The sequence below is a fragment of the Amycolatopsis lexingtonensis genome (assembly GCF_014873755.1).
Lineage (GTDB): Bacteria > Actinomycetota > Actinomycetes > Mycobacteriales > Pseudonocardiaceae > Amycolatopsis > Amycolatopsis lexingtonensis.
Genome location: NZ_JADBEG010000001.1, coordinates 8,037,526 through 8,052,282, shown reverse-complemented (window position 1 = coordinate 8,052,282; position 14,757 = coordinate 8,037,526). Strand labels below are relative to the sequence as shown.

The 14,757-nt window shown below is 70.8% G+C and carries 17 protein-coding genes; 14 read left to right on the top strand and 3 right to left on the bottom strand.

Features of this window, described 5'->3' with window-relative positions; all coding sequences use genetic code 11:
- The first annotated feature begins 42 nt into the window (after positions 1-42).
- The 3 genes from H4696_RS37380 (at position 43) to H4696_RS37370 (ending at position 2,735) form a co-directional block, all read left to right on the top strand.
- Positions 43-570: a hypothetical protein gene (locus tag H4696_RS37380; protein WP_086858684.1), complete on the top strand. Its 528-nt coding sequence runs from the start codon at positions 43-45 to the stop codon at positions 568-570.
- A gap of 286 nt (positions 571-856) precedes the next feature.
- Entirely contained in the window at positions 857-1,423 is a 567-nt protein-coding gene (locus H4696_RS37375) for an ArsR/SmtB family transcription factor (protein WP_086858685.1), read from the top strand.
- A 19-nt stretch (positions 1,424-1,442) separates the two neighbouring features.
- The gene (locus H4696_RS37370) at positions 1,443-2,735 is read left to right on the top strand and encodes an alpha/beta hydrolase family protein (protein WP_192782745.1); all 1,293 of its coding nucleotides are present in this window, start codon (positions 1,443-1,445) and stop codon (positions 2,733-2,735) included.
- Here H4696_RS37370 and H4696_RS37365 read toward each other — a convergent pair.
- Positions 2,732-3,325, bottom strand: coding sequence for a C39 family peptidase (locus H4696_RS37365; RefSeq protein WP_086858687.1), 594 nt, complete (start codon positions 3,323-3,325; stop codon positions 2,732-2,734). The genes H4696_RS37370 and H4696_RS37365 overlap by 4 nt on opposite strands.
- 156 nt (positions 3,326-3,481) lie before the next feature.
- On the opposite strand from H4696_RS37365, the gene H4696_RS37360 reads away from it, so the two are divergent.
- Both H4696_RS37360 and H4696_RS37355 read left to right on the top strand, forming a co-directional pair.
- A complete protein-coding gene (locus H4696_RS37360; RefSeq protein ID WP_086858688.1) occupies positions 3,482-4,075 on the top strand; it encodes an RNA polymerase sigma factor in 594 nt (197 codons plus the stop codon).
- Positions 4,068-5,165, top strand: coding sequence for a hypothetical protein (locus H4696_RS37355; protein WP_086858689.1), 1,098 nt, complete (start codon positions 4,068-4,070; stop codon positions 5,163-5,165). Before H4696_RS37360 ends, H4696_RS37355 begins: the two co-directional genes overlap by 8 nt.
- A gap of 34 nt (positions 5,166-5,199) precedes the next feature.
- Here H4696_RS37355 and radA read toward each other — a convergent pair whose 3' ends face one another.
- Both radA and H4696_RS37345 read right to left on the bottom strand, forming a co-directional pair.
- Positions 5,200-6,558 (bottom strand): DNA repair protein RadA, encoded by a 1,359-nt coding sequence (radA, locus tag H4696_RS37350; protein ID WP_086858690.1) that lies wholly within the window; start codon positions 6,556-6,558, stop codon positions 5,200-5,202.
- Positions 6,559-6,597: 39 nt separating this feature from the next.
- Positions 6,598-7,278, bottom strand: coding sequence for a copper chaperone PCu(A)C domain-containing protein (locus H4696_RS37345; protein WP_086858691.1), 681 nt, complete (start codon positions 7,276-7,278; stop codon positions 6,598-6,600).
- A gap of 275 nt (positions 7,279-7,553) precedes the next feature.
- Here H4696_RS37345 and H4696_RS37340 point away from each other — a divergent pair, with 275 nt between their 5' ends.
- The 9 genes from H4696_RS37340 (at position 7,554) to H4696_RS37300 (ending at position 14,736) form a co-directional block, all read left to right on the top strand.
- Complete coding sequence (locus tag H4696_RS37340; RefSeq protein ID WP_004559016.1) at positions 7,554-8,045, top strand: CarD family transcriptional regulator; 492 nt, start codon at positions 7,554-7,556, stop codon at positions 8,043-8,045.
- Between the two features lie 53 nt (positions 8,046-8,098).
- Positions 8,099-8,722, top strand: coding sequence for an IspD/TarI family cytidylyltransferase (locus tag H4696_RS37335; protein ID WP_086858692.1), 624 nt, complete (start codon positions 8,099-8,101; stop codon positions 8,720-8,722).
- Positions 8,719-9,186, top strand: a complete 468-nt coding sequence (gene ispF / locus H4696_RS37330; RefSeq protein ID WP_086858693.1) for a 2-C-methyl-D-erythritol 2,4-cyclodiphosphate synthase — start codon at positions 8,719-8,721, stop codon at positions 9,184-9,186. Before H4696_RS37335 ends, ispF begins: the two co-directional genes overlap by 4 nt.
- Before the next feature lie 142 nt (positions 9,187-9,328).
- Positions 9,329-9,724, top strand: coding sequence for a PPOX class F420-dependent oxidoreductase (locus tag H4696_RS37325; RefSeq protein WP_086858694.1), 396 nt, complete (start codon positions 9,329-9,331; stop codon positions 9,722-9,724).
- A 10-nt stretch (positions 9,725-9,734) separates the two neighbouring features.
- On the top strand, positions 9,735-10,130 hold the full coding sequence (locus H4696_RS37320) for a PPOX class F420-dependent oxidoreductase (protein WP_086858695.1): 396 nt from the start codon (positions 9,735-9,737) through the stop codon (positions 10,128-10,130).
- A gap of 21 nt (positions 10,131-10,151) precedes the next feature.
- Positions 10,152-10,838 (top strand): HAD family hydrolase, encoded by a 687-nt coding sequence (locus H4696_RS37315; RefSeq protein WP_086858696.1) that lies wholly within the window; start codon positions 10,152-10,154, stop codon positions 10,836-10,838.
- 42 nt (positions 10,839-10,880) lie between these two features.
- On the top strand, positions 10,881-12,269 hold the full coding sequence (gene cysS / locus H4696_RS37310) for a cysteine--tRNA ligase (protein WP_086858697.1): 1,389 nt from the start codon (positions 10,881-10,883) through the stop codon (positions 12,267-12,269).
- A 23-nt stretch (positions 12,270-12,292) separates the two neighbouring features.
- Positions 12,293-13,249, top strand: a complete 957-nt coding sequence (gene rlmB, locus H4696_RS37305; protein WP_086858698.1) for a 23S rRNA (guanosine(2251)-2'-O)-methyltransferase RlmB — start codon at positions 12,293-12,295, stop codon at positions 13,247-13,249.
- A 53-nt stretch (positions 13,250-13,302) separates the two neighbouring features.
- Positions 13,303-14,736 (top strand): MBOAT family O-acyltransferase, encoded by a 1,434-nt coding sequence (locus H4696_RS37300; protein WP_086858699.1) that lies wholly within the window; start codon positions 13,303-13,305, stop codon positions 14,734-14,736.
- Positions 14,737-14,757: the final 21 nt, after the last annotated feature.

The window sequence follows — 14,757 nt, the reverse complement described above, 5'->3', positions numbered from 1 at the left end:
AGTTCCTTATGGTGGCCTTCACGGCATTCGGAGGTGAGCTGGGTGCAGGGGACGTTCGGGCAGGTCGAGTTCGTACCGCTGCCGCCCCGGTTCGCCGCCCGGGTGCGGTGGGGCTCGGTGGTCGTCGGGTCCTCGATGATCGCCGGGATGGTGCTGCTGTTCGGGCTCACGACGTTCCTGCAGGGCATCGTCCACGGCCACGCCTTCCCGGACACGCTGCTCGGCAAGGCCGCGGCGGTGCTGCCGCCGCTGGGCGTGCTGGCGATCGCGGTGCTGGTGCTTTCGACCCGGCGCTGCCTGCGGGGTGACTACCTGGTCGTGGCGAGCGCCGCGTCGGCCCGCCACGCGCTGCTGTTCACCTACCTGCTGACGCTGGTGCTGATCCTCGGGTCCTTCGCGGTGCCGATCGTGTTCCGGGTGTGGCGCGACACCCCGGACCTGCGGGCCCCGGACCTGCTCACGGTGTTCACGACGCTGGCCTTCGCCACCACGGGTTTCCTGGCAGGCATGTTCTACGTGCGGCCGAGCGTGCAGACGCTCAGGAAGTTCAGCGACCACCCCATCTGGTGAGTCCACAGTAGACACCCACTTCCGGGGGCCGGCGGGTGCCGCGGGGTCTTGAATGACTCATTCAGGACCTCCCACGACCTGAATGAGTCATTCAGGACCTCCGAGATCAGAGGCCCGGCAAAGTCGCGCCCGATCGGCCGGCCGAGCCGCAGGCCGGGTGACCGATGTGGCTGCCGGGTCCCGGTGATCCGGTCGCGGACGCACCCCCGGCGACTTCGCCGCAGCGCCCTCGCCGAGTTGCAGAGATTTCTTTGCACAATTTCCTCTGCACGGCTACCTTGGGGTCATGACCAGCGCTCCACCACCGGAAGAGCTCGACCCGGACGCCCTCAAAGCCGTCACGCACCCACTGCGCCGCCGGATACTCGGCGTGCTGTCCGCGGGGCCGGCGACGGCCACGAAACTCGCCAAGGAACTCGGCGAGAACACCGGCGCGACCAGCTACCACCTGCGGGAACTGGCCCGGTTCGGGTTCGTCGAAGACGCCCCGGAGCTCGCGCGGGGCAAGGAACGGTGGTGGCGGACGCGGCCGCGGGACATCCGCTGGCCGCGCCGCAGCGAGCAGAGCGCCGAATCCCGGGTGCTGTTCGACGACATGCAGCGCCAGGGGTTCGAGGAAGACCTCGAAAAGCTGAACCGGTTCGCGGAAACGCGCGAAGAGCTGCCCGGCGACTGGCCGGACGCGCTGTTCTACGCCCGCGGCGGCACCTGGCTCACCGCCGAGGAGCTGCAGCGGTTCTGGCACGACTACATGGAGCTGTTCCGCCGGTACTGGCGAGCCGAGGACGACCGGTCACCGGAAGCGCGGCGCGTGCTCGTGCGCCTGCTCGCGTTCCCGGAACCAGGGGAATGACCATGACAGGGGATCTCGCATGCGAAGAGGGGCACTACTACTGGCCGGGGTGATCCTGGCGATCACGGCGCCGCCGGCTTCGGCCGCGGACGGCTCGGACGTGACGTTCACGAACGGCGGGGTGACCTTGCACGGCACCGTCGTCGCACCGCCCGGCGGGACGAAGCTGCCGGGCCTGGTGATGGTCCACGGCTCGGGGGCGCACAGCCGGGAGGACTACCGCGATCAGGCGGAAGCCTTTGCGCGACAAGGAATAGCGACGCTCATCTACGACAAGCGCACCGAGGGCTATTCGCAGTTCTCGCGGTCCTATTCCACGCTGGCGGACGACGCGCTCGCCGCCGTGGAAGCGCTGCGCAAGCGGCCGGACGTCGATCCGGCACGGGTCGGCGTCTGGGGGTTGAGCGAAGGGGGCTGGGTGGCGCCGCTGGCCGCGTCGCGATCGGCGGACGTCGCGTTCGTCGTGACGCTCGGGGCGAACGGCGTCGAGCCGTCCCGGCAGCAGGCGTGGGCGATCGAGAACCAGCTGCGGCGCCTGGGGATGGACGGCTCGATGGTGCGGATGGCGTCGTCGACGATGATGCGCCAGCTCGTCGGCGGCGGCGTGTTCCCGGAGGCGCACTACGACCCGGTGCCGGTGCTGAAGAGCCTGCGCCAGCCGGTGCTCGGGCTGTGGGGCGCGAAGGACGTCCTGACGCCGCCGGGGGAAGCCGTCCGGATCTTCCAGGCGTCGCTGGCCAAGTACACGCTGCGGGTGTTCCCGGACGCCCAGCACCAGCTGCGGCGCACGACCGACGGCTTCGACAAGCTGCCCGGCTACGCACCGGGCTACCTGGAGCTGGTGGGCACGTGGATCAACCACCCGCCGACAGCGTCGAGCGCCGACGCGCCGCCCGCGCAGGACCGGCCGAGCGTCCAGATCACGCCGTTGAGCTGGTACGAACCGACCTGGCTCCAGCTCGCGGTGCTGGTGCTCCTGCTCGTGGCGTTCGCCTGGTACCCGCTCCTCCGGCGGGGTCCGGCGGCGAAGTCGGCGCGCTGGCTGTCGGCGACCGGGCTGCTCGCCGTGCTCGGTTTCCTGGCCTTCGACGTGCTGATCCAGGTCACCATGGGCAGGGGGCTGGGTCCGGTCGTCGCCGGCCGCCCGCTGCCGTGGCTGGCGTTGCAGCTGCTCTCGCTGGGCGTGGTGGCCGCGGCCATCGGCACGGCGGTGGCGTGGTGGCGGCACCGGAGCCCGCGCCTCGGCGTGCCGCTCGCCGGCGGCGTCGTGTTCGTCCCCTGGGCGGTGTACTGGGGACTGCTGGGGATCTAGGCGGAGTACCCCTTCGGCGGGATCAGCGTCGCGAGCTGGTCGAAGCTCAGCCAGTAGATCTGGTTCCCGCCGAAGCTCGCCGGGTCGGCGATCTTGACCGTCATGTCGGAGCTGTCGTAGCCGATCACGGTGAAGTAGTGGTAGATCGTGTAGTTCGGGTAGCCCGGCGGGTGGTTGTTCGCGGGGGCGACGATGTTCGCGACGATCGGGTAGCCGTTGTTGATGTCGAGCGTGATGTCCCGCCACAGCAGGTCGCGCTGGGCCTGCGTCGGCGGGTCGTCCGGCATCTCCTTGGTCTCGTACCAGGTCGTGCCGAGGTCGGCGTTGAGGACGCCGGTGACCTGGCCGATCCAGTCCGTGCCGTTGGTGGTCGTGCCGAGCTGGGCGGCGAGCGTCGCCTGGCTCGGCAGGTTGCCGGTGCGCGCGGACATGGCGATGCGGGTGGCGGCCGGGCCGCACCAGTAGCCGGTCTCCTGGACCTGGTACTGGATGTTCAGCACGGCTTCGGTGCTCGCCTCGGCGACCGCGGGCAGCGAGACAAGCCCCATCGCGGCGATGAGCGTGACGAACCCCAGGCGGAATCTGCGCATGACGTTCCTTCCCCAGTTTCGGCGCCGGTTGGCCAACGCCTTACCGGTGGATGATCTCGGCAAGGTCCGACGTTTGTCCCTCACACACCCCGGACGGCTCACGACGAAGGTAGGTTCGCCCGTGAACGCTCGCGCGCGCTGCGGGCAACTGGGGGCATGCAGGTGATCCACGAGGGATCGGAGCTCTGGGGGCACGACCGCCCTGACCTGGGCGGAGCCGAGCCCGGGCCGGCGTTCGGCCGGCTCTTCGACGCCCACGCCCCGCAGCTGCGCCGCTACCTCGCCCGGCGGGTCGGGCCCGAACCGGCGAACGACCTCGTCGCCGAGACGTTCCTGGTGGCGTTGCGCCGCCGCGAGACCTACCGGCCGGAGCTGGGCACGGCCCGGTCGTGGCTGTACGGCATCGCGACCAACCTGCTCCGCCACCACGTGCGGTCCGAGCTGCGCGGGCTGCAGGCCACGGCGCGGCTGGCCCGCACCGGCGAAACGAGCCACGCGGGCCACGACGGCCGCGTCGCCGAGCGCGTCGACGCCCAGGTCCGGGCGGCCCAGCTGGCCGGCGCGCTGGCGCGGCTCAGCCCGGCCGACCGCGACACGCTGCTGCTGGTGTCGTGGGCCGGGCTCGAACCGGCGGAGGTGGCCGAAGCCCTCGGCATCCCGCCGGGTACGGTCCGCTCCCGGTTGCACCGGATCAGACGCTGGCTCAGGACGAACGCCCCGGCCCAAGAGGAGGTGCAGGACCTTGCGTGAAGACAACGTCCGGAAGATCTGGTCCGAAGCCGAGCTCGACGCGGCCTTGTCCGACCTCCACGGCGACGTCGACGACGAGGACGGGCTCGCGTTCGCGCGCGCGTCCCTGATGGCGGCGGCCGGCGGCACCGAGGCCCCGCCGCGCGAGACCCGCAAGGCACCCTGGCGGTGGCTCGCGGTGGCCGCGGCCGTCGTCCTGCTGGCGGGCAGCTTGGCGGTGGTGACTTCGCTGCTGCCATCGGACCCCGAGCCGTCCCGCCCGGCGGCGACCCTCCCCGACCTGGACCGCCCGCTGGAGCCGGGCGAGTTCCGCTACGCGCAGAAGCTCAGCTGGGTCCCGGAAACGACCGGCGGGCAGCACCTCCAGATCCAGCGCAAGGTGGAGCTGTGGATCCCGGCGGACCCGAAGGGACTGTGGCACCGCCGCACGTCGTCGACGGGCGCGGTACGGGGACTCCACCCCGGCGAGGTGATCCGGGTCAAGCAGGTCCCGACCGACGAATACGGCCCGGGCGGCCGGTTCCCCGGCGAGCCGGCCGTGCCCGGGACGATGCTGCCGCACTGGAACACGCCGTTCCAGAACTGGCTGAGCCCCGACGCCGCGCTGGTCGCCTCCCTGGTCCCGGACCGGGGGACGCTGGCCAAGCGCCTGCGGTACGACACCATCGACACCACCGACGACGGCCGCAAGCACAGCGGCACGGAGTCGCTCACGATGGTGCGGATGGTCCTCGAGCTCGGCCTGGCCCCCAAGGACGTCCGTTTCGCCCTGCGCGACGCGCTCACCACCGTCGACGCGATCTTCGAGGCCCCGGGCCAGACCCCGGACGGCCGCCCGGCCACGGTGATCGGCGCCAAGGACACGGGCCAGCACCTCTACCTCGACCCGACCACGGCCCAGCTCCTGGCCTGGGACTTCCCCCCGGGTACCCCGACGGCGATCACGCCGATGAGCACACCCCGGACAACGTCGAGTTCGGACATCCCGCCGCCGGTGGCCACGACGAGCCGGGAGGCGCCGCTTCCGCCGGAGCTGAAGACAACGCCGGAGACGGTGTACTCGTACGCGATCACCCGCACGTCGGGCTGAGCACCTGGGCCCCGGCAGCGTGCCGGGGCCCAGGTCAGCGGGCGTGGCTGGCCGCGTTCAACGCGTCCGCGACGTTCGCCACCTCCAGCACCCGGATCCCCGCCGGCGGCTTGCCCGAATCCGGCGGCACCAACGCATGCGTGAACCCCAGCCGTGCCGCCTCCGCCAGCCGGCGGCTCACGCTCGGCACCCGCCGGATCTCCCCCGCCAGCCCGACCTCCCCCACCGAAACCAGCCGTGGCGACAAAGCCACATCGCCGAACGAAGACGTCAGCGCCAGCACCACCGCCAGATCGATACCCGGCTCGGTGATCTTCATGCCGCCGACCGTCGCCGTGTACACGTCTTTGTCGCCCAGCTTCAACCCGCCGCGCTTCTCCAGCACCGCCAGCACCATCGCCACCCGCGCCGAATCGAGGCCGCTGACCGCGCGCCGCGGCTGGGGCGCCGATGTCGCCGACACCAGCGCCTGGACCTCGCCCAGCAGGGGCCGCTTTCCCTCCATCGACACCGTGATCGCCGTGCCCGCGACCGGCTCCGCCGTGTGGCTGAGGAACAGCCCGGACGGGTCCGGGACGCCGACGATGCCTTCTTCCTGCAGCTCGAAGCAGCCGATCTCGTCGGACGCGCCGAAGCGGTTCTTGATGCCGCGGAGCATCCGCAGCGTCGAATGCTTGTCGCCCTCGAACTGCAGCACCACGTCCACCAGGTGCTCCAGCACGCGCGGGCCGGCCACCGAGCCGTCTTTCGTGACGTGCCCCACCAGCACCACCGGCAGCCCGCGCTCCTTGGCCAGCGCGACCAGCCCGGACGTCACCGCGCGGACCTGCGTCACCCCGCCCGGCGAGCCGTCCACCTGCGGGGACGCCATCGTCTGCACCGAGTCGACGATCAGCACCCCCGGCTTGACGTCGTCGACGTGCCCGAGGATGGCCGATAGATCGCTTTCGGCGGCGAGGTACATCCGGTCGTGGACGTTGCCCGTGCGCTCCGCGCGCAACCGGACCTGCCCCGCGGACTCCTCGCCCGTGACGTACAAGGAGCGGTCGACCGTCTTCGCCCACTGGTACGCGACTTCGAGGAGCAACGTCGACTTGCCGACGCCCGGCTCACCCGCGAGCAGCACCACCGCGCCCGGCACGAGACCGCCGCCGAGCACGCGGTCCAGCTCCGAGACGCCGGTTTTCCTGGCTCGCGCCGCTTCGACGTCGACTTCGCCGATCGGCCGCGCCGGAGCGCTGGGCGCCCCGGCCGCGACGCGCTGGATGGCCGGCCTGGCCGGCACCCCGCGCTCCTCGAACGAGCCCCATTCCTGGCACTCCGGACACCGGCCCAGCCACTTGGCCGCTTCGTACCCGCAGCTGCCGCAGCGGTAGGTGGTCCCTTTCTTCACCCCGCGAGGCTAGCGGCGACCACCGACAAAACCGGGGACCTACTCCTTGGCGTGCGCCGGCGCCGCGACCGGCAGCTCGACGGTGACCGGTCCGGCGTTCTTGAAGACGAACGTGACCTTCAGGACCTGACCCGGCCACAGCGGCTGCTTCAGCGCCGGCAGCGTCACGGTGGCCTGGCCGACCTTCTCGGGCGCGGTCGGCGTCGCCGCCGGGCCGGAGGACGGGACCTCGGCGGTGGCCGTCGCGGTCGAAGTGCCCGAGCTCGCGGTGGCCGAGCTGCTGGTCGCGGTCGGCGTCGAAGAGGCCGAAGACGACGGCGCGGCCGGGGCCGAGGTCTGCACCTCGTTGGTCGATTCGACGGCGTCGTCCGGGCCGACCACGAGCGAGTGCGCCGCGACGACCTCCTTCGAGCCGCCGATGGTGGCCTGCGTGCCGTCCTCGGTCGTGACCGAGACGAGCGAGTCGTCCTGGGCGCCCTGGTTCACGATCGTCAGCGTCAGCGCCGGGGTCGCGCCCACCGGGTAACCGGGACCGGACGTCGGGTACTGCACCGCGGCGTTGCGCAGGACAATGGTCTTGACCTGGGCGTACGTGCCGTTGACCGCAGGCTGCTGCGAGTCGGTCTGGGTGATCTGGCCGGCCCCGCACCCGGCGAGCACGAGCGCGGCACCGAGCGCCAGCACGCCCGCGCCGAGCACGCGACGATTCTGCAGCCTCACGTCGCAGTCCTTCCCTTTTCACGGCCTCGTCCCCGCGAAGACTAGCCGGGGTCGATCTCCGGCACCGAACCGGTCCGCGTTGCGCCCAAGATCAACCGTCCAAAAAGGATTTCGCGGCGCCCCCCGAAACGCTTCCCCGCTACCTGCGTGAGCACGGGGGTCCGACGTTTGTCAACCCCCGCTCAGGCCGCTGACCTGCGAGGACGAGTCCGGCCCGCTAGGTGGGCACTGGCGGCCCGTGCTAGGATGGAGTCAGCGAAAGGGGCAGAGGACACATGGTTTTCAAGGTCGGAGAGACCGTCGTCTACCCGCACCACGGTGCCGCACTCATCGAAGCCATCGAGACCCGCGTGATCAAGGGCGAGGAAAAGAAGTACCTCGTCCTCAAGGTCGCGCAAGGGGATCTCACGGTTCGCGTGCCCGCTGACAACGCCGAGATCGTAGGCGTGCGCGATGTCGTCGGGCAAGAAGGACTGGACAAGGTCTTCGACGTTCTGCGTGCTCCCCACACCGAAGAGCCAACGAACTGGTCTCGTCGGTACAAGGCCAACCTCGAGAAGCTCGCCTCCGGCGATGTGAACAAGGTGGCCGAAGTGGTGCGCGACCTCTGGCGGCGAGAGAAGGACCGCGGACTTTCAGCCGGCGAGAAGCGCATGCTGGCGAAGGCGCGGCAAATTCTGGTCAGCGAGCTCGCGCTCGCGGAGGGCACCGACGAGGACAAGGCTGAGGTCCTCCTCGACGAAGTTCTGGAAACCGCGACGGTCTGAGCCCAGGGCAGCTCGCTCGCCCGGCGGGCGGCTGCCTCTACGATCGCGAACCGATGAACGTCGTCGTGATCGTGACCGTCGCACATCATGCCTCCGACTGGGAGCTCGCTCTCACGCCGGTCCATGGTGAGGCGCTACTCACGCACACCGTGCGGGGGCTGCTCGACGTACCGGAAATCTCTTCGGTGCTCGTGGCGGCCCCCCAGCGGTGTGCGAAGTCGTATTCCGAAGCCCTCGAGGGGCTTCCGTGCCGGGTCGTCCCCGGCTCGCTCCGGCAGGCCTTCGCCGTCGTCGAGCCCGAAGTTCCCCGTAACTCAGTTGTACTCCTCCATGACGCTCTGCGTGCCTTCATTCCTGCGCAAACCGTGCGTGACGTGATCAACGCCGTCGGTGACGCCGACGTCGTCGTCCCCGTGCTGCCGATGGCCGACACGGTGAAGGTGACCGACGACGCGTCGCTCATCGTCGGCACGGAGGACCGCTCCCGCCTGCGCACGGCCCAGACGCCGATCGGCTTCACGCTCGAGGCGTTCCTCGCGGCCGGCTTCACGACGGCGGTCCCGGCCGGCGCGGCGACCGTGCCGGGCCACCCGGACGCGATGCGCGTCACCACCGATTTCGAACTTTCACTGGCCGAGGCGATCGCGGCGGCACCGAAGAACGAGGAGACGCTGTGAGGATCGGCAACGGGGTCGACGTGCACCCGATCGAACCGGGCCGCGAGTGCTGGATGGCGGGCCTGCGCTGGCCGGAGGCCGACGGCTGCGCCGGCCACTCGGACGGCGACGTCGCCTCCCACGCACTGTGCGACGCCCTGCTCTCCGCGGCGGGCCTCGGCGACCTCGGCGCGGTGTTCGGCACCGGTGACCCCCGCATGGACGGCGCCCACGGCGCGGACATGCTCGCCGAGGTCAGGGGCCTGATCGAGGCGGCGGGCTGGCGCGTGGGCAACGCCACGGTCCAGATCGTCGGCAACGCGCCCCGGGTGGGCAAGCGGCGCGAGGAGGCGCAGAAGGTCCTGTCGGAGGCGGTCGGTGGCCCGGTTAGCGTGTCCGGCACCACTTCGGACGGCCTGGGCCTGACCGGCCGCGGCGAGGGCATCGCGGCCTTCGCGACAGCCCTGCTGCTGGCCGCGGACTAGCGCCCCAATGTGGCGTTCGGTGCGTCAGACGCACCGAACGCCACATTGGGTGCGCTGGACGCAACCAACGCCACATTGGGGCGCTTGGGCACAGGCGGAACGGACGCGGAATAGCGCCCCGCCGGGGCGGGTTCGGCGTGATATGTCCCTCACCCTCCTGGACGCCGTCCGCGCGCTGATCGACGGGAAGAACTTCGCCACCGTCGCCACCCTCGACGCCGACGGCGGTCCGCAGACCTCGGTCGTCTGGGTCGGCCTCGACGACGGCGACCTCGTCTTCAGCGCGACCGAGGACCGGCGCAAGGTCCGCAACCTGCGGCGCGACCCCCGCCTCAGCGTTTCGCTCACCGACGCCGAAAACCCCTACCGGCACACGCAGCTGCGCGGCACCGCCGAGATCACCCCCGACCCCGGCAAGGCGCTCCCCAAGGTGCTGAGCCACAAGTACCTCGGTCAGGACCCGCCGCCCGAAGGCCCGGAAACCGAGCGCGTCGTCGTGCGGCTGAAAGTCGAGAAGGTCGCCGGGAACGTCAAATAGGGTCCAGACCATGGGTGTGACATTCAACGAGGCCACCAAGGCCCTGCTCGACGGCCGCAACTACCCGGTCGTGGCCACCACCAACGCCGACGGCTCGCCGCAGAGCTCCGTCGTCTGGGCGCGCCGCGACGGCGACACCGTGCTCTTCGTGACCGTCCGGGGGCGGCGCAAGGAGCGCAACATCCGCCGCGACCCGCGGGTGTCGCTGTCCGTCTTCGACCTGGCCGATCCCGAGAACTACGTCGAGATCCGCGGCCGCGCCGAGGTCACCGCCGAGGGCGGTCCGGAGCTGAACGACGAGCTGGCCCGCAAGTACACCGGCGGGGTCTTCCCGCCCGAGCCGCCCGAGGTCGTGCGCGTGCTGGTGCGCGTGGTGCCCGAACACGTCACAGGGCATTCGTCCTGATGCTTTCGTTAGGCTGAAACCATGACGATCAAGGCGGTGCTGTTCGACTACTCCGGCACGCTGTTCCGGCTGGAACAGGACGAGACCTGGCTGGCCGACCTCACCGACCACGCCGGCTCGCCGCTGGACATCGAGGCGCAGGCCGAGCTGATGCGCCGGATGACCGCCCCGGTCGGTCAGGTCGTCGAACTCGACGCCGAGCACCTGCACGCCTGGCAGCACCGCGACCGCGACCCCGTGCTGCACCGGAAGGTGTACCTCGAGGTGCTCGGCAAGTCGGGCGTCCCGCGGCCCGAGGAGGCCGTCGCGCTGTACGAGCGGCTCATCGATCCCAGCCAGTGGACGCCGTACCCGGACACCGAGGCCGCGCTGAAGGCCGTGTCCGAACGGGGGCTCAAGGTGGGTGTGCTCAGCAACATCGCCTTCGACATCCGGCCCGCGTTCACCGCCCGCGGGTGGGACGCCTACGTCGACGAATTCGTGCTGTCCTTCGAGGTCGGCGCGGTCAAGCCGGAGCTGGAGATCTTCCGCAAGGCGGTCGAGGGCCTCGGCGTGCCGGCCACCGAGACGCTGATGGTCGGCGACAGCGAGGAGGCCGACGGCGGCGCCCGCGCGCTGGGCTGCGAGTTCGCGCTGGTCGACCCGCTGCCGACCGCCGACCGGCCGGATGCCCTGCTCACGGCGTTGCGCGGCTTCGGCGTCGCCTGAGGGCCTGCGACGCGGCTCACCCCGACCCCGTACCCTTCCAGGGTGGCCCTTCACCTTTTCGACACAGCGACCCGGAGCGTACGGGAGTTCCACCCCGTCCGTAGCGGAACGGCGTCGATCTACGTGTGTGGTGCCACCGTGCAGGGCGTGCCGCACATCGGGCACATCCGCGGCGCGCTGAACTACGACGTCCTGCGCCGCTGGCTGGTCCACAGTGGACTCGACGTGCTGCTGGTCCGCAACGTCACCGACATCGACGACAAGATCCTGGCCAAGGCCGCCGACGCGGACCGGCCCTGGTGGGAGTGGGCGGCGACGCACGAGCGCGCCTTCGAGCAGGCCTACGACCAGCTCGGCTGCCTGCCGCCGTCGATCAACCCGCGCGCGACCGGGCACATCACCCAGATGGTCGAGCTGATGCAGCGCCTGATCGACCAGGGGCACGCGTACGCGACCGAAGGCGACGTCTACTTCTCGGTGAAGTCGTTCGACCACTACGGCGAGCTGTCGCGCCAGGGCCTCGACGACGTCCAGCAGGGCGAGACGCCGACCCGCGGCAAGCAGGACCCGCGCGACTTCACGCTGTGGAAGAGCGCCAAGCCGGGCGAACCGTCGTGGCCGACGCCGTGGGGCCCCGGCCGGCCCGGCTGGCACCTGGAGTGCTCGGCGATGGCCACCGCCTACCTCGGCCGCGAGTTCGACATCCACGGCGGCGGGATCGACCTGATCTTCCCGCACCACGAGAACGAGCGCGCCCAGTCGAACGCCGCCGGCGACCCGTTCGCCCGCTACTGGCTGCACAACGCCTGGGTGACGATGTCCGGCGAGAAGATGGCCAAGTCGCTGGGCAACACCGTGTCCATCCCGGCGATGCTGGAGCGCTACCGCGCGCCGGAGCTGCGCTACTACCTGGTGCAGCCGCACTACCGGTCGAACGTCGAGTACTCCGACGGCGCGGTCTCCGAGGCCGCGCAGGGCTACCGGCGGATCGAGACGTTCCTGCGCCGCGCGGCCGGGTCCGGCGAGGTCACCATCGGCACGCTGCCCGCCGAGTTCGCGAACGCGCTCGACGACGACCTGGCCACCCCGCAGGCGTTCGCCGTGGTGCACAACACGGTCCGCGACGGTAACGCCGCTCTCGACGCGGGCGACACACCGAAGGCACTCGAACTCGCCGCGGCCGTCCGCGCGATGACCGACGTGCTCGGCCTCGACCCGCTGTCCGCGCGCTGGTCCGAGGCGGGCGGTTCCGACACGCCCACCAAGGAGGCGCTGGGCTTCCTCGTCGAAGGGTTGCTGGCCGAGCGCCAGCAGGCCAGGGCCGAGAAGGACTTCGCCCGCGCGGACGCCGCCCGTGACCGCCTCCAGCAGGCGGGCATCGTGGTGGAGGACACCCCCAACGGTCCGCAGTGGACAGTCAAGTCCGACTGAAGCAACGCAAGGAAACTTTCACCATGGCAGGCAATTCGCGGCGCCAGGGCGCGATCCGCAAGACGGGCACCAAGAAGGGCGCCGTCGTCGGCTCGGGCGGTCAGCGCCGCAAGGCCCTCGAAGGCAAGGGGCCGACCCCGAAGGCGGAGGACCGCCCCGGGCACAAGGCCTACCGCCAGGCCAACGCCGCGACCAAGCGCGACCAGGCCCGGCAGAAGAAGGCCGACAAGCCGGAGCTGATCGCCGGGCGCAACCCGGTGGTCGAGGCGCTGCGCGCGGGCGTCCCCGCGACCGCGCTGTACGTCGCGCTGAACATCGAGATCGACGACCGCGTGAACGACGCCGTCCGGCTGGCCGGCGACAAGGGCATCTCGATCCTGGAGATCCCGCGCGAGGAGCTGGACCGCAAGACGAACCGGGCCGTGCACCAGGGCCTGGGCCTGCAGGTCCCGCCGTTCGAGTACGCCCACCCGGACGAGCTGATGGCGGCGGCCCGCAACTCGGGCGAGGTGCCCCTGTTCGTCGCGCTCGACGGCGTCACCGACCCGCGCAACCTGGGCGCGGTGATCCGCTCGGCGGCGGCGTTCGGCGCCCACGGCGTGCTGCTCCCGGAGCGGCGCAGCGCGGGCATGACGGCGGTGGCGTGGCGCACGAGCGCCGGCACGGCGGCGAAGCTCCCGATCGCGGTGGCGACGAACCTCACCCGGCAGCTCAAGGCGTGGGCGAACGAGGGCTTGATGCTCGTCGGCCTGGACGCGGACGGCTCGGTCGACATCGACGAGCTCGAGCTGGCGGCGGACCCGCTGGTCATCGTGCTGGGCTCGGAGGGCCGCGGCCTGTCGAGGCTGGTCCGGGAGACGTGCGACGCGACGGTGTCGATCCCGATGGCGGCGGGCGTGGAGTCCCTGAACGCCTCGGTGGCGGCCGGCGTGCTGCTCGCCGAGGTGGCGCGGCGCCGCCGTGTCGCCGGTCGGGTCTGACACCACCACCCGGTCGGGTTAAGGTCTCCGTCGGATAAAACCGAGGGGACCCGATGTCGTTCGTATCGCCACTTTTCCTGTGGTATTTCATGCCGGCGGTACTCATCGCCGTCCTGGTGTGCCCGCGGAGCTGGCGCAACGGCATCATCGCGGTCGGCAGCCTGCTGTTCTACACGATCGGCGCCGGCGGGTTCGTGTTCCTGCTGCTCGGCTGCATGGTCGTGAACTTCATGGCCGGCCCGCTGCTGGCCCCGAGCCCGTGGGACGTCCAGGGCGTCCGGCGGCGCCGCATCCTGATCGCGGTGGTGTCGCTGGACGTCGCGGTGCTGCTGGTCTGGAAGTACGCGGGCTTCGCGACCCAGCAGATCGCGGCGGTGGCGCACTGGTTCGGCGGCAGCGTGCCGGTCGCGAGCCTGGTCGTCCCGATCGGCATCTCGTTCTACACGTTCCACCACATCTCGTACGTGGTCGACATCTACCGAGGTGAGCGGCAGGCGCTGCGCAACCCGGTGTCGTTCGCCGCGTACATCGCGATGTTCCCGCAGCTGGTGGCGGGCCCGATCGTCCGATATCGCGAGATCGCCGACCAGCTCCCGCAGCCGCGCTCGCACCGCCTCGACGACATCGCGGCGGGCTTCCCGAGGTTCGCGCTCGGCCTGTGCAAGAAGACGATCATCGCGGACTCGCTGAGCCCCCTGGTGGAAGCGTGCTTCAAGGTCCCGCCGGACCAGATGACGTTCGCCACGGCCTGGCTCGGCGCGATCGGCTACACCCTCCAGCTGTTCTTCGACTTCTCGGGCTACTCGGACATGGCGATCGGCCTCGGCCGCATGCTGGGCTTCCGCCTCCCGGAGAACTTCGCCCGGCCGTACTCGTCGGTGACGATCACGGAGTTCTGGCGCCGCTGGCACATGAGCCTCAGCCGCTGGTTCCGCGACTACGTGTACATCCCCCTGGGCGGCAACCGGAACGGAGCGGCCCAGACGTACCGCAACCTCTGCATCGTGTTCGTCCTGACGGGCTTCTGGCACGGCGCCCAGTGGACGTTCCTGGTGTGGGGCTGCTACCACGGAGCCCTGTTGGTGATCGAGCGCCGCTTCGGCCTCGACCTGGACCCGGCGGTCCCGTGGAAGCGTCACCTGCGCCGTGCCCTGACGATGTTGCTGGTGGTGTTCGGCTGGGTGTTCTTCCGCTCGGCGGACCTGGGCCACGCGCTGTCGATGATCGGCCACATGCTGATCCCGGACTTCGAGGGCCTCGGCGCAGGGGTGGAGCAGGCGTTCACGAACCAGCGTCTGGTGCTGCTGCTGGCGGCCCTGTCGGTGTTCCTGCTCCCGGCCCACCCGGTGACGGGCCCGCTGCTGGAGTCGTCCCGCAGCCGCCCGGCAACGGCGTTGCGCATCGGAGTGATGACGGCAGGCCTGCTGTACGCGGCAATCCTGATCGCGACGGGAACGTTCAGCCCGTTCTTGTACTACCAGTTCTGACCCTCGCGCCGGCTCGCGCGA